Origin of the sequence: Pseudoalteromonas sp. Of7M-16 (genome assembly GCF_022347805.1) — a bacterium.
GTDB lineage: Bacteria > Pseudomonadota > Gammaproteobacteria > Enterobacterales > Alteromonadaceae > Pseudoalteromonas > Pseudoalteromonas luteoviolacea_F.
Genome location: NZ_JAKRFY010000008.1, coordinates 191,886 through 212,832 on the forward strand (window position 1 = coordinate 191,886; position 20,947 = coordinate 212,832).

11 protein-coding genes are annotated in these 20,947 nt (G+C 44.0%); 3 read left to right on the forward strand and 8 right to left on the reverse strand.

Going from position 1 to position 20,947, the window contains the following annotated elements; genetic code table 11:
* Nucleotides 1-2 precede the first annotated feature (2 nt).
* The 4 genes from MHN81_RS10575 to imuA form a co-directional block, all read right to left on the reverse strand.
* Complete coding sequence (locus MHN81_RS10575) at nucleotides 3-3,857, reverse strand: two-component regulator propeller domain-containing protein (protein ID WP_239425695.1); 3,855 nt, start codon at nucleotides 3,855-3,857, stop codon at nucleotides 3-5.
* Between the two features lie 207 nt (nucleotides 3,858-4,064).
* A complete protein-coding gene (locus tag MHN81_RS10580; RefSeq protein WP_023397040.1) occupies nucleotides 4,065-7,133 on the reverse strand; it encodes an error-prone DNA polymerase in 3,069 nt (1,022 codons plus the stop codon).
* Nucleotides 7,133-8,548: a DNA polymerase Y family protein gene (locus MHN81_RS10585; RefSeq protein WP_023397041.1), complete on the reverse strand. Its 1,416-nt coding sequence runs from the start codon at nucleotides 8,546-8,548 to the stop codon at nucleotides 7,133-7,135. Before MHN81_RS10585 ends, MHN81_RS10580 begins: the two co-directional genes overlap by 1 nt.
* Before the next feature lie 4 nt (nucleotides 8,549-8,552).
* A complete protein-coding gene (imuA, locus tag MHN81_RS10590; RefSeq protein ID WP_239425696.1) occupies nucleotides 8,553-9,257 on the reverse strand; it encodes a translesion DNA synthesis-associated protein ImuA in 705 nt (234 codons plus the stop codon).
* Between the two features lie 122 nt (nucleotides 9,258-9,379).
* Between imuA and MHN81_RS10595 the strand changes: the two genes are divergently transcribed.
* From MHN81_RS10595 to MHN81_RS10605, 3 genes are all read left to right on the forward strand, one after another.
* Entirely contained in the window at nucleotides 9,380-10,075 is a 696-nt protein-coding gene (locus tag MHN81_RS10595) for an SOS response-associated peptidase family protein (protein WP_023397043.1), read from the forward strand.
* Between the two features lie 148 nt (nucleotides 10,076-10,223).
* Entirely contained in the window at nucleotides 10,224-11,756 is a 1,533-nt protein-coding gene (locus tag MHN81_RS10600) for a hypothetical protein (protein WP_239425697.1), read from the forward strand.
* Between the two features lie 617 nt (nucleotides 11,757-12,373).
* Nucleotides 12,374-14,089, forward strand: a complete 1,716-nt coding sequence (locus tag MHN81_RS10605; RefSeq protein ID WP_239425698.1) for an alkaline phosphatase D family protein — start codon at nucleotides 12,374-12,376, stop codon at nucleotides 14,087-14,089.
* Nucleotides 14,090-14,144: 55 nt separating this feature from the next.
* On the opposite strand, the gene MHN81_RS10610 is transcribed toward MHN81_RS10605, so the two are convergent.
* The 4 genes from MHN81_RS10610 to MHN81_RS10625 all read right to left on the reverse strand — a co-directional run bounded on the left by MHN81_RS10610 (nucleotide 14,145) and on the right by MHN81_RS10625 (nucleotide 20,738).
* Nucleotides 14,145-15,350 (reverse strand): MFS transporter, encoded by a 1,206-nt coding sequence (locus MHN81_RS10610; RefSeq protein WP_239425699.1) that lies wholly within the window; start codon nucleotides 15,348-15,350, stop codon nucleotides 14,145-14,147.
* A gap of 136 nt (nucleotides 15,351-15,486) precedes the next feature.
* Complete coding sequence (hrpB, locus tag MHN81_RS10615) at nucleotides 15,487-17,922, reverse strand: ATP-dependent helicase HrpB (protein ID WP_239425700.1); 2,436 nt, start codon at nucleotides 17,920-17,922, stop codon at nucleotides 15,487-15,489.
* Nucleotides 17,923-17,994: 72 nt separating this feature from the next.
* Nucleotides 17,995-19,848 (reverse strand): GGDEF domain-containing protein, encoded by a 1,854-nt coding sequence (locus MHN81_RS10620; protein WP_239425701.1) that lies wholly within the window; start codon nucleotides 19,846-19,848, stop codon nucleotides 17,995-17,997.
* Entirely contained in the window at nucleotides 19,845-20,738 is an 894-nt protein-coding gene (locus tag MHN81_RS10625; RefSeq protein ID WP_036974780.1) for a hypothetical protein, read from the reverse strand. Before MHN81_RS10625 ends, MHN81_RS10620 begins: the two co-directional genes overlap by 4 nt.
* Nucleotides 20,739-20,947: the final 209 nt, after the last annotated feature.

Here is a 20,947-nt window from a genome sequence, read left to right on the forward strand (position 1 = left end):
TCTTACTTTTCAACCGGGCCATGAATAGGCAGTCGAATAATAAATCGGCATCCCTGTTCTGGCTCGCTGAAACAACTGATCTCACCTTGCAGCTTTTGCGTAACAATATTGTAGACTATGTGCATACCTAACCCTGTACCACCAGCGCTGCGACGAGTAGTGTAAAACGGGTCAAATACCTTTTTGAGTGTTTCGTTGTTCATACCTTTACCACTATCGGTGAAGGTCCATTCGATATGAGTGTCAGTACATAGCAAACTGATTTCAATTTCTCCCGCCAGCTTACCTTCGTCAAAGCCATGTTTTACTGCGTTTTCAACCAAGTTTGTGAGGATCTGTGCAATTGCACCAGGATAAGTTGAAAATACGATGTCATCGGAAAATTGCGTATTGAGTGTGATATCTGTGTGCTTCCACTTAGGTTTTAAGCTCATCAGAATATCCTCTAAATATTGCCCTAGGTTAATCTCTCCGAGCTCCTCAATTGACTGATCCACAGCGACTTGTTTAAAATTTTTAACCAACTGTGCGGCCCGCGTCAGATTCGACTCTAACAACTGTAAACTCTCCGTCATCACTTCAATAAATGACTGAAGTTTGGTTTTTGTCAGCTTGTTGTTGTCAAACAAATCGTGACACTCCTTTAGCTCTTTAACCGCGTGAGAGCTCGCTGTGATTCCAATCCCTAATGGGGTGTTTATTTCATGTGCAACACCCGATACAAGACGCCCAAGACCCGCCATTTTTTCTTGTTGTATTAATTGTTCTTGTGTCTGTTTCAGGTTGTCATGAGCATCTTTAAGCTGGCCGAATGTAGACGCCAACTTTTCTACTGACTCAGCATTGGCAAGCGCAATGGCTGTGTAGTTGGCAATGGTGCGAAGCATTTGTACATCATTGTCATTAAAAGCTGATGGTTTAAAGCTCTGTACGGTAAGGCAACCCAACACTTGCTTATCAATAATCAAAGGCAAATAGATCAGGGACTCTGTACTGGCACCACTTACAGGTGGAGCCACCTCCTCAACATAGCGATTTAGCTCTTCGATTTTATTGATTATCAGTTCCTTTTGGTTGTTGATACACCACACCGCAGGACGGCGTTTATCTGTAAGCATATATTCAAATGAAGGTAATTTTTTTCCTTGCTCTATAGCCAATTGGCAAAGTATGCGCTGACGAGGTGGATCCAAAATACCGATCACAAAGACATCCGCATTCATTAATTCGTTGACGTGTTTATACACCCGCTCTAGTACCGAGTCTAACTGCAACGTTGAGGTGATCTCTTGGCCTATGGTGCCCAGCATAGAAATATTTTCTGTTCGTGATTGCACCAGCCTGTCCAATGCAATTTGCTGCGTCTTCAAGCCTCGTACTCGCCAGCGATAAAAGCCATAAAAAACACCGATAGTGAGCAGTAATAACGACAGTTTAAACCAGATTGTTTCAAACCATTTCGGTTGTTGCACAATATTTAAATCTATTTGATGGTGGCTCCAAACTCCAGTGCGATTGGTTCCCTTAACATGAAAATGATAACGGCCCGGAGGAAGGCGTGTATAAGTGATACGCCGCTTTGACGCATCTGTATAAATCCAGTCTTCATCATAACCTTGCAGTTTGTACGCATACTGATTGCGTTCAGGAAAGGTAAAATCCAGTGCTGAAAACTCTATAGAAAAGCTTTTGGTAGATGCGGGTAACTGCAACTGCTTAGGAACTGGCACAGCTAAGTTGTCGACTTCCAGCTCACTGATCACCAGCTTTGGTTGATACTGCCAACTTTGCCAACGATCCGGGCGCAGTATTAAGATCCCTTTTGTTCCCCCATACAACATGGTGCCGTCGCGCAATTTGGTATATGAACCTGTCCACATGGTGCCTATATCCCAATCATCAGCATTTGTGAGGTCCTGCCATGTTCGCTTTTCGGGATCCAGCCAACCATAGCCATTCCACAGCCTCCCCTGCCCATCTTCCAGTAAATTTCCCGCCGTCCCAGCAGGTCTACCAGCGAGCTCATTGAGAGACTCAAACTCGGCGTAACGTCCGTCAAAACGCACTAAACGATCTAGTCCATGAGGTGTGGCAACCACCAGCCTTTGCTTGTTATCTATCAATAAACTGTTGATATAGTTATCAGATAAACTGGCTGTTGTATCGGCCTCAGCGCTCACTTCAAGCACTTTTTTGTCGTCGAGCAAGATGACTAATAAACCATTACGTGTGCCAATCCAAAGGCGATTCGCATGGTCATAAGCAAAGTTTAAAATCGATTTGCCCATGAGCAATTCGTGCCCACTAAACGCCGACAGGGTCTCTACTTTTTGAGTTTGAGTATTTACCAAGGCAACCCCTTCTCCTGTGCCAACCCACAACCTATTTTGTGGCGTTTCGAGCAAGGTTACTATCTGAATACTAGGCAGTCCTTCTGGTATCATATAGCGGTAAAATCGCCGCTTTGTAATATCAAACCGGTGTAACCCTTTGTTGGTTGTGCCGGCCCATACGCTGCCATCGCGGGTTTGCAACATCACTCGGACATAGCCATCAGCCAGTGCCTGCGGGTTATCAGGCTGAGGACGAAACCCGCCAATGACGCCAACACTAGGATCTATGATATCGATGCCTGATTGAGCATTGCCCACCCAGATCTGGCCATTGTCTAGCTCAACAAAACCTTTTATATCGCTATGACTCAATGAATTAGGTCGATCAAGATGGCGAACAAATGTTCTGAATGCTCCATTTTTCGGGTTGTATCGGCTCACTCCTCCACCCCAAGTACCCACCCACACAACACCCGAATCATCCACTAACATCGCCCCCATTGTGTCTAGTGCAATACTATATTGATTTAATGGTTCATGGCGGATATGGCGTATTACAGTGGTTGATGTCGCATCAACAACGGTAATACCCTTGCCGGATGTAGCGAGCCAAACTTCATCGGTACTTGGCTGCACTATCCCATTAACCCAGTGATGACTCAGTGATTTATTATTGCCTGATTGATGTTCTAGCCATTTGACTTGAAAAGTCTCTTGGTCAATTCGTGCAGCTCCATGATCTGTTGTACCAACCCAAACAGCCTTGTCTCGAGCTAAATAGAGACGATAGACGTTTTTGTCATTGAACTGTGTGTATGTTTGCCCTAATAACTGAGGTTGTAGATTCAATTGTGTATCAGGTAGTGTTATGCGACATAAACCCAGCTGAGTGCCTACCCAAAGAACCTGTTTTCGCTCAATCAGTAATGAGCGTATTCGCGCGGTTTTAAAAGGCAAATCACACCCGGAAATATTGTTTAGCCGCGTTACCTCGCCAGTCTGGCTATTTATGTGATTTAAGCCGTCATTGCTAGCGACAAAGATATTGCCCTCTTCATCTCCTGTAACTGCTCGAATATTGTTGTTAGACAGGCTGCTTGTATTGTTAACATGGTGTTTGAAGTGCTGAAACTGATTGGTAGTGGGGTCAAATACCGTCATGCCATCAGAGAATGTGCCAATCCAAATCCGCCCTTTAACACCTACCCATAAGGCGCGAATAAAATTGCCTGACAATGAATAAGGGTTATCTGGGTTGTGCTCAAAACGTTTAAAGCGATAGCCGTCATAACGAACTAATCCAAATTGTGTCCCTATCCAAATAAACCCTTGCTGATCTTGCACCATGGCAGTGACAACCCCTTTGGGTATTTTGTCACTGTCGCCGACATGCTGAAAAATGAGTTCACCCAACTCAAAAAAGCGATGTTCCGATTCTGCGTGATGATTCGCTATCCCTTGATGCGGCACATACAAACACAGTGCAGCAGTTAAATAAGTGATGAACCGAATGAGCAAAGACATGTTCACTACGATATCCGAATGAAAAGTTCAAACAAGTAAAGTGCATCTAGGCTTTCAGTATAGGTAAGGGATGAAAGCTTTGAAAGAAACCAGCAAGAGACTGCGAAGTTAGAGGCTGAGTCCAATTCACTCTCAGTAGGAAATGGCACAGTTGCAGTAAATTACAGCACTCAAGGCATTTTGAATGGTCTGACCTAACACAGCCTTTTAATGAAAGTTTCGTGATTTTGCATCAAACCCTTGAAGCAGCTCACTACGGTCAATTAAGCGCCCGGCAATAACATGGATCACATCCCCTTCTTTTTCTACAATCCCCCTTACTTCTAATAATTTAGCGCCTAAGTAAGCCTGCTTTTGTGCCCTAGCTGTGCCAGCCCATACCACCACATTAATATTGCCGGTGTCATCTTCTAGCGTGAAAAATGTCACACCAGCAGCCGTTCCAGGGGATTGCTTCCCCGTCACCACACCTATCACCGTCACCAAGCTTTTGTGTGCTTTTTTATTTAAATCAGTCATCCGTGTAAATGCACCAAGCATCTGCGCCTCATCAAGCAAGGTGATCGGGTGTTGGTTAAGCGTCACTCCCGTCGCAGCGTAGTCCTCCAATAAATCTTCAAACGCATCTGGCGATTGAATATGGGGCACCTGATCATATGGCAGCGCATTAAAAAGGGGCAGAGTAGACTCTTGTTCCATCAGCTGCCAACGAGCTGCATATCTATCATCGCTAAAGCAAGACAGCGCATTTGCAGACGCCAAGCGCTCAAGTGCAACTTTCTCGACGCCTAATTCAGACAAACACCGTAGACTTTTAAACCCCTGCTTAGGACGTTTATCAGCTATGAGTATTGCAATATTTTGATTAAGTCCTTTAATAATCCTAAAACCTAACTGAATAGCCCATATCCCTTCAACCTGACATATAAAATGCTCATAGCGGGAGTGGTTCACACATACGGGTAAGACAGGCACATTATGGCGTCTAGCATCTTGGAGTAACTGTGATGCACTGTAAAACCCCATAGGTAAACTATTGAGTAATGCAGTGTAAAACATCGCCGGATAATAAAACTTCAGCCAAGACGATGCATACGCTAATACGGCAAATGAAGCTGAGTGACTCTCGGGAAAGCCATACTCTCCAAACCCACAGATCTGCTCAAAGATACGCTCTGCAAATTGGCTATCGTACCCCCTTTGAGTCATGCCGTTGAGTAGCTTTTCTTTAAACTGCATCAACTCTCCGGTCTTTTTCCAAGACGCCATCGCACGTCTGAGTTTATCGGCTTCCCCTCCAGAAAACCCAGCAGCAACCATCGCCAGCTTAATGACCTGCTCTTGAAATATTGGCACTCCTAAGGTGCGTTCCAACACTGACTTCACGGCCTCAGAGGGGTAAGTAACAGGCTCTTCACCATTGCGCCGTTTCAAAAATGGATGCACCATATCACCTTGAATTGGTCCCGGTCTTACAATGGCTATTTGAATCACCAAATCATAGTAACACTGAGGCTTTAAACGAGGTAGCATGCTCATTTGTGCACGAGACTCAATTTGAAATACCCCCACAGTGTCTGCTTTTTGAATCATGTCGTACACTTTTGGGTCATCTTGTAACCGGGTTAGCTGCGCAATGTTCAAGCTCCGTCCCGTGTGTTGCTCAACCAACTCAAATGTTTTACGAATAGCACTGAGCATACCCAAAGCCAGCACATCTACTTTTAACAGAGCAAGGCTTTCTAAATCGTCTTTATCCCACTGGATCACTGTACGCTCTGGCATTGCAGCATTTTCGACTGGCACTAAATCATGTAGAGGCCCTGCGGAAATCACAAAGCCACCGACATGCTGCGACAAATGACGCGGGAATCCCATGACTTCATTGACCAGCTCGATAAACTGCGCACCTTTTAATGAGTCCGGCTCTAAGCCCAGCTCAACAATTTGCGCTTGCCAGTTCAAACTGCGATCACGTCGATTTACGTTTTTAATAAAATAGACCAATTGCGTCTCACTGATCCCGAGCGCCTTTCCCACATCACGCACTGCACTTTTAAAGCGGTAAGTAATTACAGTCGCAGCCAATGCAGCGCGTTTGCGGCCATACTTTTGATAAATATATTGGATCACCTCTTCGCGCCTTTGATGCTCGAAGTCAACGTCGATGTCAGGCGGTTCGTTGCGCTCTCGGCTAATAAAGCGTTCAAACAGAACCGCAACTTGACGGGGATCTACCGCCGTGATCTCTAAGCAGTAACACACCACTGAGTTGGCCGCGGAACCTCTTCCTTGATAGAGAATTCCCTGCTTTTTGGCAAACATCACGATGTCATAAATAGTCAAAAAAAAGTAGGGATAGTCCAGCTCTTCAATTAAGCTCAACTCCTTTTCGATGGTCTTGGCAATATCATCAGGGACTCCTTCAGTAAAACGGCGCTGTATGCCTTTTGCTACCAAAGATCTTAAATATTGCATTGCTGTTTGGCCTTGTGGCACTAACTCACTGGGGTATTGGTAACGCAACTCATCTAAATTAAAGGTGCACAGCTTTGCAATCTTTAATGACTCTGTGACCCAAGGTGGCTTAAATATTTTGCTGACTTTATCTTTTGAGCGCATTGCTCGCTCACAATTGCTCAGCAACTGGGCTTTAACTTGCTCAACACTTTGATTCTGACTGATGGCAGTCAGTACATGCTGGAGACGGATACGCTGAGCACTGTGCATTAACACTGCGCCCACGGCACAGATTGGGAAATGCAGCTGCTGAGCCAATGTTTCACAATGATGCAGGTATTGCTTTTCTTGATTACTTAAATTTCGCTGTATCCCTATCCAAACACGTGAGGCATGATGTCGAGAGAGCCAAGTTCCCCAGTTTTCATCCTCAACTTCCCCCTGCGGTAACCAAATTATCAAACAGTGTTTTACAGATAACAAATCCCACTTTTCAAGAGCATACTCACCTTTGTCAGCCCGCCGTCGGGCATTGCTGATCACGCGGCACAATTCGCTATAGGCCTTTTTATTTGGGCAAAGTAAAACCACTTGTAGTGACTCCAAACGAAAAACGCTGCCGACAATCAATTTTAGGTCAAGCTTTTCATCTTTTATCAAGGTATGCGCACGCACAACACCAGCAAGCGAGCACTCATCGGTAATAGCCAGTGCTGAGTAGCCAAAAAAGTGGGCTTGTTTAACCAATTCTTCTGGGTGTGACGCCCCTGTCAAAAATGAAAAATTGCTCTGGCAAAAAAGCTCTGCGTACTGCATTAACTAAATATCCCATGCATAAACCAACGCTGCTGCCGATCTCTAAAAACCCATAGACGTCGATAACTTTCATCTTGTGCCACAAAGTAATCGCGCTCTACTTCATGACCATCCCACCATCCTGTTGCGATTCTTTCAGGGCCCTGAAGTAGTATCACTTTACAATGTAAAGGCTGCACGTGAGGTAACAACAGATTAGGCCTACATAACGGTGGTTTTTGCTCTGGTATTGTTGTGCGTTTAACGTGCACTAATGGCTCAACTCGACCTGTTGCGTGCTCTGGGCGAGCATCGGCCATTGGTTGGATCCCCTGCACAGCCTCTTCACCTAACTTTGCCTGTAAAGTACTCAGCAAACCCGCAGCGGTCATTGTGCCAATACGTTCAGAGAATAAATCATCTGCCAATGTCTGCGGTTCACAAAGTATCGGCACTTTTAACGCCACAGCTTGTAAAGGAGCTGATAGCTGAGTCCGCTCTAATACAAGCTGACACAAAGCTTGCCATTTATCTGCTCGATATTCCCCTTGTGCGCTCCCTACACTCAATTGCAATGCGTCACAATCACGCTGATAAAATGTCAACTCAATGGACTGAGTCAGCTTATTGCGCAGCCGTAAAAACTGCTCTAGTTGCACCAGCAGCTTAAGTAATGGGCGAGCTAAAAAGTCGAGGTTCTCAATTTCATACAGCAAGGTTAAATGACGTTCAAATACTTCAGGTGGCTGATAAAAGGTGACCGGGTGATGCAATTTGCCCTGTAAACGCCCAACATAATGCACTAAGGCTGTATCGAATCGCTTACCGAGTTCCAACAATGGAATATCCAATAAGGCCTGTACTGTTCTCACGCCTACACGCGTTAGCTTTTGCTGTTGCTGACTTGTCAACGCCAAAGTATTGATTGACAGCTTGCCTAACTGCCTCATGAGTTGCTCACGATTTTGACACAGGCTGTCAAACTGATTTTGTGCCAGCAGCTGCGCCGCAATAGGCGAATAGCCCAAGCTAAAATGATAATGCACATGCTGTGATTCAAGTCGAGCTTGAATAACTTGCCAGTAATGGTCTAAGTCTTGATGTAAAGACAGCATACTCGACACTTTCAACAGCAGCCCATCTGGTTCTGATAAATGTATTTCAGCAGTGTCTAAATAGAGCCATTGAGCCAACTCAATTAAACGCTTTTGCGTATATACCTCACTGTATTCAAGCACACATAAAGACGAACTCATCGCGGCAGCAGCACCTAACCCCATCTCTTTGCGCACCCCCAGTTGCTGAGCCGACCGATTCAACTGTATGACGCTGTGATTTTTACCTGAAACGATAATGGTCGGGGGCACTTGCATATCTTGAGCGTGTAGACTGTCCAATTGCAGCTGAGGAAAGTGTAAATAAAGCCAAAGAGCCATAACCCTACCTGCTCGCGCGGCGCTGCGGCTGTAAAAAAGGTAACACTTGGGCTTCAAGAGACGTCTGCTCAGTCTGCGTCATCACAAGTGGCCATAGTAACGTCCAAGGTAGGGTTAATTGCGGTTTAGCCCAACCACCGCGTAATTTATTCACCTTAATTTTAAGCCCATCAATATCTGGTTCAAGCTGCAAGCATAAACTCACAGGCAGAGAACCAAATTGAGAAACATCGTTACGTAACAAGCAACATAAACTTTTGCCCGTTTGAGCGCTCAGCAATAAGCGTTTGACCTGATGTACTTGCAGATCTCGATGCCATAACAAGACGCTGCCACACGCACCACTTTTTAAACACTGCTCTGCCGCCCATAGTGCTTCTTGGCAAGTGTTAGTCGAGATCACCCATACAAGTTCAGTCATAACATCTTGATGTAAAAGCGCATGGGCATTGATACAAGCTGGCGGGTTTATCATGACACATAAGCGCGATTGCGAGCGAATATAAGGTAGCAGTAAACGTACTTCACCTACCCCCGTGTGGCTTTTTATATCCACCACTCCAGGCATAGGGAACCCACCATCAAGATGCGCATCAAGTACATCATACCCTGTGCTTACTTTTTCAACTAAGCGCTGAGTCAGTGGTGCATTATCAGTCCCCTGCCAAACAAGGTTCTGATGTTGTAAAAAATCGATTAAATTGGCCATATCACACACTTTACTGTATATATATACAGTATTAATGATCAATTTCAAAAGTGCAAGTTTATCGTCCGCATTGGCTGAACTATATTTGTCATAGCGGATACATTCGTGGAGGTGACAAGCATATGTGTGGCAGGCTTAACATCACAGATGACCCCTTTGTGATCCAAATATTAATAGACTTGGGCATCGAAAACCCAACAGAGAAAATACAGTTCGCACGCTTTAAAAGAGCAACCGATAAAGTGAGCATCATCTATCAAGAAAATAATCAGCGTAAAGTAACTGACGCAACTTGGTGGCTGCTACTTACACAAACTGAAACCGGCTTTAAACCCTCTAAATATACCTCGTTCAATAGCCGCCACGACAAACTCAACGTCACAACCAGTGCCGCATATCAACCATTTAGGCACCACCGCTGTATTGTGGTTGCAAAAGGGTTTGGAGAAACACAATACAAAAATGGCAAACCATTACATTATTATGACTTTAAAGCACACAATGCAGCACTGTGTTTCGCTGGTTTGTATAAAAAATGGCATCATCCTGTTACCCAAGAGCAGATATTTTCCTGCTCAATCATTACGCTTTCGCCGCACCCAAAGCTTGCGCCATACCACGATAAAGCCAGCCCATTTATTTTGCCTCAACAGCCGAGGTTACTAGATCAGTGGCTAGATGATACTTACCATAATGTGGCGCACTTCACACCCTTACTGACGCCATACTTACCCCAAACGTTAATTGCACAACAAATTGATAAACCAAGCCGTTACAACCCCATAGGACCAGAAGTGATTATTCCGCAAGATCAGTAACAGTTAAAAGCTGTTCATAAAACAAACAACCCCGGTTAAAAACTTAATACTAAATTAGTATTTTATTATTTTGTTAAAAATAGAGCTAAATATTTTATTCAACCTACCGACAAAAACAGCGAAATTACAACTAAATAAGGAAAGGAATATGAAAGTTAAGTCTTTAGTACTTGCTTTAGCAGGTCTATTTGCAAATCAAGCCTATGCTCAGCCAATCGCACAGCTAGATTTTGAACGCTCATCTGAAGGAATTGAGATCAATTACGGCGATATCACTTCCATAGGGCAAAGCAATCAATATCCAATATCGGGAAATTACAGTCTACAAGTGAATGCGCAAAGCCACTTCGAGATCCAACGCACATTCGCAATCAATCAAACATTTTCTCAATCAACCCCTTTCAAAGTCAGTTATGATATCAAGCTACCTGAGCTTGCTCATGCACAATATGCGCAAAACCTCTATTTCTATACATCATTCTTAATTGAGTTCGATGACGGCAGCCAAATGGTCGTGTACAACTCGGACGGCCACATAGTGCCACCACAAGCCGACAGCATACATTCATTTGATTTCAAAACGACCCTGCCAAAGGGCAAAAAAATCACCAATGTGACGGCTCAGTGGAGTACCCATTTGCTTGAGGAAATGCCTGTTATTTTTGACAATATAGAAGCATCACTCGGTGAAAATAAAGGCGAAGCGAGCACGGCAATTACACACTTAACAATCGATGGCAGCTCTGATTCAGCAATCCAAACGGAGCTTGATCGGTACTTTTCTGGCAACCCTTCCGTGGTAAATCATCACACTGACAATGGACAATATGCAATACAGGTCAATGCCGATGAGTCTGGGCGCCACAAACTGAAATTCAACAAAACGAGCGGCCTTTTCATGGCTCACTCTACACATAACTACCTTGCAACCTATGTCACATTGCATAACCCTAGTAATGAGCCTCGTACAATCACATTCTCAGGCCGTACTGACTTCACCAAAGAGCTTTCGGGCGCAGCTAATACAATTGCCAACTACAACACTCTAGTATTAGCTCCGAACGAGCGTAAGCTTGTCCCGCTGATGTTAGATTTCAGTGATGACTACTACACAGCACTGATCACTTCTATCGCTTTTGATATTGAGGCAAGCGGTGTCATATTGATTGAAAATATAGACATGTATAGTGCGGCTACAGAAGTCGAAGGTGCAGCTTATCAAGTACGTAATGATTATGAGTCAGGCAATGTCGAATTTACCACGCGTTACCCTGATCAAGTCTCGATTTCTCTCAATCAAGATACTCCTCTGTACGGTGAGCAAAGCCTAGAGATGGCCATTTCTCCTTGGCGCCAAGCAAGCTACTCTTACTTTTTTCCATGGAGCTATGATGCCTACGCGACACAAATTCATACTATGTTAGATCTCAATGTCACAGAGGCTGAATATGGTGAACCACTCCAAATATGTACCGATGTCTATTACCGAGGTGGCGAACTTGAGTCATTTTGTGAAACTCGGACTTTAGGTAAAGGCAGCTTCCAAGTAGATGAGATATACCCACTTGATGACAACAAGCAACTCTATCGCTTTTTAGTCCGAGTAAGGTCATTTAGCAATGCCTCCGCAACGGTCAATGTTGATAATTTTTCATTAAAGTATTGGAATAGCATTAAATAAGTAGCAAATTTCAAATCTCTCAACACCACTTAATATGACGGTGTGATGAAAAAAAGCGGAGCCATAGGCTCCGCTTTTTACTTAGCAAATTTCAAATATTGTCGCCGGAGCTCAACTTATCTTGAATGCTCCATGCCACAACTACCGACACAAATTGTGCAACTAACGCCTCTGCCAAGCGAACGTTTACCGTTAGCAGGCAAGCCAACTTTCCTGTTGCTCTATAACATGAGCTTTATGGTTTTTAGTTTTAACTTTATTGCAAAATCCTTTTTGTCCGTAGCCTTGTAGTCGTATGCGGAAAATACAATTACCAGCTCAAAATAGCCAATATCAGGTACAAGTGCAAGTAAACAGTGGATAAATTAGGAAATTGGTAGAGAATATAAATATAATAATAAAAATCTATTATTTCATTAACTTACCTGTTAACCCCTTTTGAAAGATCAGCCAATTACGGCGTGACAATGACATTAGACATAATATTGCCATGCTTTTGACAACTGCGTTTCATTTTTAGGAAATACACTGCTCACGTTCAGCAGGAAGCACACTCGCCCAGTTACGCAAAAGGCACAATTCACAGGGAGGAACAGTAGGAAATAATAGGAATACCAATGAAAAAAACAAGCTATATATTAACAGCAGCTCTGTTAAGTAGTGCCGCATACCATACATACGCAGCGCCAGAAGTCCCTTACGAACAGTGTCAAACTTCGTTTAGTTATCAAGCTGCTCGCTATCAAGGCACAACCGATAAAAACAACAGCAACAGCCAATGGTGTTATTTAAAACAAGCCGTTGATGGACAAACTTGGGGACATGTACGCACCGAGACTATTCCAAAATTCAAAACAATTTCAGGAAAGCTGTGTCAAACACCATCCCAGTATCAAGGGGAAAAGTTTTTTGGCTGCGCAACCATAAACCAAGATACGCCTTGGTGCTATACAGATGGTGAAGGTAACTGGGAAAACTGTGAAACCATCGAAAACGAACCTCTACTGACACACACCCACCCTCAGCCGAGCAAAAGACTCGACAGAGTCGCGCTGGGCTCCTGCTTCAAAACCAAAGGGGATATGCCACAGGCACTGGCAAAACTTATTTCTCACCAACCCGATTTATTTCTTTGGTTAGGCGACAACATTTACGCTGATACCACGGACATGAGCACCATGCGTCAGAAGTACGATGACAAGAAGCGTAATATTGACTACCAAAAGTTTTTAGCGGCCAAAATCCCAGTGATGGCCACTTGGGATGACCATGATTATGGCGCGAATAACGATGGTAAACACTACCCACAGCGGGTGAATAGTCAAAAAGAATATCTTCGACACTTTGATGTTCCTTCACAGGATCCAAGACACGGTGCCCAAGCCGGTATTTATGAAGCCAAGATGCTCGGTCCCAGCAATGAAAGAACCCATGTGATCACATTGGACGCTCGCTATTTTCGTTCACCTACATTCGACAATTATGGGACCTGTGAAGGAGATCAAACAACCATTTTAGGAGAAAAACAGTGGCAATGGCTTGAGCAACAACTTGATATTCCATCTGAAATCAAGCTGATCGCCAGCGGTATTCAGTTTTTACCCCCCCTCTATCAAGGTAGAAGTCGAGACAAGTACTGTGCCTATGGTGATGGCAAAAAGTTTGAACAGGCCATTGCCGAGCTTAATGAAACGGGTATGTCTGGTACCAGCTATGAATCGTGGGCTGAAGTCCCTATGGAGCGAAATCGACTGCTTCGCCTTGTACAAAAGTCGGTTAACTCGGGTAAGACCAAAGCTGTGATATTCCTCTCTGGCGATCAACACTGGGGAGAGCTACTACAAAAAACCATTCCAGCTAGCGCCGAACATGGCTCAGCAGTCACTGTTTATGAAGTAACCGCATCTGGCTTTGGTCAAAACTGGCCTTACCATATTGAGAATCCATTACGCTTACCAGTCTACGCTGACACTAAGGGAAATGGACAGTACAACCAGCAATGTCAATTCCCATTCACTTACGGCATTACGACCTATAGAGGCTGCACCAGCAAAGATCATGATCAACCTTGGTGTTACACTAAAGTGGATGACAATGGCAAAGGGATTGCAGGTGAGTGGGGTAACTGTGCGCCAAGTGGTGCAAGCATACCAAGTGGAAAAGTCGGAATTGTCAGTAGTAATGTAAGCAATTTGACCACCAGCGATAGACACTTGATCAATAAATCAGGCAGTAACTACGGAATGGTCGACATTGACTGGCAAAATAAGCAAATCAAACTGTCGATTCAAACCACAGAAGAAGAAGCAGTGTCCACCATAGTCAACTTCTAAACTGCATAAAGTAAAAGCGCCAACAGCGCTTTTACTTTTTAATCTTGGCCTGCTTTTAATGAGCGCGCGCAGCCAAACGGTACAAATAGATGGCTTTTAAACTCGCTATCGCCATAGCAATAAACAACGTGGTGCCACTGCCCCAGTCGAGCAGTACACCACCTAACAAAGGTGCAAATGCAAATCCCAGCGAGCACAGGCCAGCGGCCCCAAAATAACTGGCTTTTAAATGCGAAGGTGCCATACGGTCAATATAAATATTGATATTTGAAAACATAATCGCTTCACTAAAACTCAATACTGCAACAGCACCGATCCATCCCCAAAAACTGCTCACCGGGTTAAACGCCATCATTAACTGAGACAAGATTAAAATCCAACCTCCGCAATACAACCGAGATTGAATCGACCAATCACGCATCATATGCAACAGAGGGAACTGAAAAATAACAATGATCAGTGAATTGGTAATGATCAGGCTAGAAATAAGTACAGCTAACTCAGGTACCTGTGCCCGTGTTAAATATTGTACTAGGCTCGAATCACCTTGACCAAATACTAAGTAAACTAAAAATGTTGCTAATAATACCCATAAAAACCGCGTATCCTGACGTAAAATACGCAGCCAAGCACCAAAACTAGGCACTGACTTTTGTGCGCCGCCTCGCTCAACTTTGATGGCACTTGCTTGTTTCACTATTAATGCTAAAAGCAACACGAGATAAGCAAAAGCCGTGTAGATAAAACTAAATTGCTCGCCATTGAGGCCAGCCCATAAGCCAAATAAAGGGCCTATCGCTGCACCTACATTCACCAAAAAATAGAGTAAGTGCAGTGCCAATTCCCTGTCTTGACTGTCGCTCAATTCATCACTGAGCAGCGCTTTACTCGGCGCATCCCATAGCGTGCGAGGCATACAGGCAAAAAAGACCGCAATGCAAAATGTCCACAGTTGCTCAGCCAAAGCCAGAGCTGTAAACGCTAAAATGCCAACGATTACAGCACTGTATAACAAGGTAAAGCGGCCGAATCTATCGGCTAAGTTACCAGTATAAAACCCAAGCAAAACGGCAAATACGGCTGAACCAGTAAGCAAAACTCCAACCTCTGTGGCGGTCAAAGCAAACTTGTTATACAGGATCACCGCTAAAAAGGGCCACACCATGTAATAGCTAGCCCTGACAAAAAAGTTGCCTAGCAACATAGTCCATACAAGCGGAGTAAATCGGCTGATCTGAGAAGAGAATTGAGTGAGTTCCATCTAAATATCCTGTTTTTATTATCTATCTTTCGGACCAGCCTAAAACCTCAAGCTTAGTTTAGGTCAAGGTGTAATTATTGTTTATATCAGTATCTACTCAATCTACCTTGACCCACTCAGTTCAAGCTCCAAACATCTACATACGGCTTTTTACTTTATTAGTCGCTTGTGCTGTTGCGGGGTCATCTGGCCAATAATGTTTTGGGTATCGTCCTTTCATTTCTTTTTGCACGTCTTTATAACTCGATTGCCAAAAATGCGCTAAATCTTGTGTAAGTTGCAAAGGCCTTTGCGCAGGAGATAACAGCTCCATTAATACAGGTACATTGCCCTCACACAGTACCGGGCTTTGCAGCATGCCAAAGACTTCTTGCATTTTAACCGCGAGGCGCGCTGGCCCCGCCAATTGATATTGCACTCGGATCTGTGAACCGCTTGGAACCGCAATACGCTCTGGCAAAAGTGTATTTAGGCGCTGCTGTTTTTGCCAGTCAAGACGTGACAACAAGGCGTTTTTTAAATCCAACTTTTTCAATTGGCTAAACTGCTTTACCTCAGTCAAAAATGGTTCTAACCACTGAGATAATTCTGCTATTAAATCCGCTTCTCTACTTCCCGGAAACTCTTCTGGATAATACTTAGCGGCCAACTGCATGCGGGCCAGTAGCTGAGCACAGTCGGCATAGCTAGCAAACATAGACAGACCATTTTCAGCCACAATTGAACACCATGCTTGCGTTCTCGCGGCCTCATCAAGGGGCAATTGACTTGGTTTTGCACTGAATATCCACTGGCCCAAGTAAACCCTATCTTGATGTAAAAACTGGGCTTGCTTTTGGTCAAATTCACACACGGTTTTTTGTGAGAATAAATAGGGCAAAATATCAGCAAGTTCGTCAGGTTCAAAAGCTGTTGCGCTAAAAATACTTTGCCCTTGATGGCCTCCTAACTCAGCAATGGCAAGATAAGGAGTACTTTGCCAAAATTCACTATGCGCATTGACGCCCGCACCATTAGCCAGTACAAACCCATTTCCACGTTTTTTTGCCAACCTATCTGGGTATGCCAAAGCCACCACGACTGCTAAGTGTTCAATGGCCAAGTCATCAGATTGATACGCAATTTCAGCACGTTTACACCAATACCTTAACTGTTTAGTAAATGCCGCTGGGGCACTATGGTGCATCTGGCCAAGCGCTAGGCTCAGTTCTGGCGCACTTTTAACCCGGCTATCTTGTAGTGCCATAAAATAACAGGCCAATAAAGTTATGCCTGGTAACTTAGTTTCAAGTGACTTCACTTTAAGCAACATATGTGCAAATCGAGGCTCACTGCCAATGCGCTGCATTTGTTGCCCTAGCGGCCGTAGTTTTCCTTGCTTATCCAGCGCCTCTAAGTTCATTAAAAGTTGCTGTGCTTGCTTAAGCTGCGCATCGCTCGGCATATCTAACAAAGGTAACTCTGATACTTGGGTTCCCCACACCTTAGACTCCAGAACCAAGCCACTGATATCTGAGCTCAAAATATCTGGTTTATCATGGGCATCACGTCGCTCAAATAGGGCTTGACTACCAAGGCGATATACCACCCCGGATTCAATACGCCCAGCACGGCCTGCTCGTTGCACCGCTGAAGCACGTGAAATCGACACTGTTTTAAGCTCTGTTACTCCGGTTTTCAAATTAAATACCGCTGCTCGACGTTTTCCAGAATCTATAACAATACGGATCCCTTCAATGGTCAAAGATGTCTCTGCCACATTTGTTGTTAGTACGATTTTTCGCGCCCCAGCAGGTGCGGGGGCAATTGCCGCCTGCTGAGCAGATTTGTCCTGCTCACCAAAGAGCGTCGCGATGTGAATACTCGGCTCACCTTCAAAGACACTTTGTAGTGCACTGGCAACCTGCCTGATTTCTTTTTGACCAGGTAAAAAGACCAAAACACTGCCACTTTCTTCCTTAATTGCTTGGCGCACCACTGGAACTATCTGCATCAACCACTGGCTTTCGTCTTTTAGTGGTACATACTTATGTGTTATCGGAAAACTGCGTCCTTCTGAGCATACGATGGGGCATTGTAAAAAGGCTTGATAGCGCTCACTATCTAGGGTTGCAGACATCACCAGAATCTTTAAATCATCTCTCAGCGCAGCCTGAGTTTCCAATGCAAATGCCAATGCGGTGTCAGCAGACAAAGAGCGTTCATGAAATTCATCGAAAATGAGTAAGTCAATTCCCGTCAACTCAGGATCTTGCTGAATCATTCTAGTTAACATGCCCTCTGTTACAATTTCCAATCGAGTTTGCGCTGACACTTTAACTTCTTGACGGATCCGTAAACCAACGCTCTGGCCTAGCGGCTCACCGAGCTGACTTGCTAAATAGTGGGCTATATTACGCGCCGCTAATCGGCGAGGTTCTAACATCACAATGCGCTGATACTGGCCTGACTTCATTAAATTTAATGGTAGCCAAGTAGACTTACCAGCCCCCGGAGGCGCTTGTAAGAGAACCGTTTCATGATGTTCGAGTTGTTTAACTAATTTTGGAAAAACTTCTTCAATTGGGAGCACAGTAGATTCAAGCAAATATAAGTACGGATGCTCATCATTCTATCATGTTGAATGCTATTTTCTGCCAGTACTTTAAGTTTGATAGCTGACACTGGCAGTCACCTGGCCACTATTAATAAGACTTCGATAATCCTTGTTTAAATGCTTTATCGAGCAGTTTAGCGGGTGATTAAGGCGATGAAGGCCGACCCACGCATTTCGATGCTCTTTCTTAGCCATGTATAGTCCATTGTCAGCCAGCTCTATCACTTGTTCCCAAGTTAATGATTTATTTGCGCCATTTGTCAAAGGATAAGGAGCAAAGCCAATCGAACAAGTGACCTGAATAGCCTGCTCATTCACGACAAATGGAAAACACTCCACTTGTCTACGCACGCGCTCTACCGCCTCAATTGCCTCATTGTGGGTCATATTTGGCATCACAATTAAAAACTCTTCCCCCCCCCAACGGATCACCAAATCACCTTCTCGTGTGCACTGCTTTAAAATATCAGCGACCGTTTGTAGCACAAGGTCGCCAGCAGCATGCCCATAAGTATCATTCACCTTTTTGAAGTGATCTATGTCCAATAAACAAAATATCATCTCTTGCTTATCGCTTTGTGACGTCGATTGAGGCTTTATTTGCGCATCAATGACGCTGAAAAAGTAGTGGCGATTATTTAATCCAGTTAAGCTGTCAGTGAAGCTCAGAGCTTGCAGCCTTTTATTGCGTTCTGCGAGTTCAGCAGTACGCTCTGCAACTTGCTGCTTTAACGTTATTAAATAGCGTTTGTTTTGCCATCTCCAATAACCGAAGCCTAAAGCCAAAGCAATGAGCAACAGCCCTAATACACCACGCTGTTGCGCCAGATGTGCATTGTCGATCTGTTGCTGGTGCTGGATCAATTGTTGCGCTTGCAACGCATTGTCTTTTTCCAACACACTTAATTGTTGCTTTTGCGCTGCGAGAGAATATTGGGCTTCTAATTGCAGAAGCTTGTTGTTGCGCTTTTGCAAGTTAAGCGCTTGCTGAGACAGCGCAAAACGCTTTAGATATAAATGCGCCTGCTCAAAATCCCCCAATTGCGCGTAGGCACCAGCTAATACTTTTTGCAGCTTGGACTGCTCAGTTAAAAAACGCGTGCCGAAGGTTTCATTTAACGCCAACTTGGCCGTATCTATCGCAGAGGTAAATTCACCTGCCTGTAAATAAGCTGTCGCATTCATAAGCTGATAACGAACTCTCAGATGCAAATTTTGGCTCAATTCTGCTTTTTTTATATAATGTGAGTTCATCAGTAGGCGTGCCTGTGGATACGCTCCGATACTCAAATAAGCCCATGCCCTAGCAAGTGCGAGCTTGCTCGATAGCCCTTTAAATTCAGACAGTGACTTTTTGCTTAAAGTGGCGAGCGCTTGACGGTAACTTCCTTTGAGCAAATACAGCGAGCCTTGCCACAACACATATTCCCCCATTAATTTATCGGCCTGCTCTGCATCAATGCGGGTTGTGATCATCGTATAAGCACGAGAAAGTAGCTGTTGAGCATATCGAAAACGTTCCAAATCCATTTCCAGTTGCGCCAGTGCTAGATAGATTTGTACCTCTAATACTGGTGAATCCAGATTTTTCGCAATGGCCAACGCATCGTTGTGGAGCACTAGGCTGTGCTTGTAATCACCAAAATGTTGGCGGATCAGCCCTTCCAGCAATAGCGAACGCGCCTGTAGGTGCTTTTCCCCCAACTGCTTAGATTGCTCTCTCAGCACGCGTACTTGTGGTAACAAATTAAGGTCGTAATCTTCTTCTAGACTATCTGTTAAATGCAGTAGCATCTTAGATAAATCTTCCCGCTGAGAGGGGGTTGCTTCAGTGTTGATATTCGCCCAAGCACTGACACTTAGCAACCAATAACTCACGATAACTAGCAACTCTTTTTTCATGGCACGACCTGACTTGAGGAGAGCATTTGTTGATTTACGTATTCCCAGTCTTTAACGAGGTGATTAATAAACCCCGATTGGTGTAAGGCTTTATCGATTACACCTTGAGCCCGTAATATTTTTAACCCTCTATTAAGCGCTGCAAAAATCATTTCACCCTGAGGGTGTTTTTTACTGACAATAAAATGCCGTGAGTCCGGTAACATCATCTTAATATTTTGAATAGGAACGTATTCTCGCTCTTCAAAATTTAGCAATAGATTTTGGCTAACACTAAAATTGATCAACATCGCGTCAACCACTTCGGTTTCTACCATATTTAGCATGGTTTCCCAAGGTCCGATAAAGCTCACAATATTTATATCGGTGTTAATTAATGCCCGCCAGTCCACTCGCCATCTTGGGTTTGCAACAACAGTTAGCTGATCCAACTGCTCTTGCGGTAAGTTTTGCAATGCCACATTTCGCTTAGTTACATATAAGCCCGCTTCATATTGACCAAATTCAACCACAGCATCACTCACATAGAGTGAACCTCTATAATTAATGATATCTTCATGCCAAACACTACGCGCCAAAATTAGGCTTTCACCCGAAAGCATATCTGAAAATTCCACGATATTTACAGAAGGTTTAGGGTTGAAGACGACTTCTCTTGTCTCTCCTCCTAAAAATAGTGCCTGCTGTAAAAGGACCATTTCTATAATTTCAATATGCGATCCTTTTGTCGTCGGGTAAAAAGACTTAACATCCAACGGCGAGCGGCCATTGAGAAATTCGGCATAACGTTGGCTAAAATTTTCACTACTCATAATATCAACCACTAATTGATTGTGAGCATACAGGCTACCCGTATAAAAAATGAGCCATAGCCATATCAGCCGCTTCATGCTTACCCCGCATTCGAATCGATATAATCCAAAGTATACTAAAACCACCCTCGACATGTTAACCAAAAACCAACATAAAAATAAGCTTTTTTCACTAATTAAAAGAATAATATTCGATAACAAACCCGTAAAAACGGCTAAGTTAAAGTATTCATAGGACTTTCTGAATAATGAGATAAATTTAAGAAAAGTACACCCCGATTAGGCAA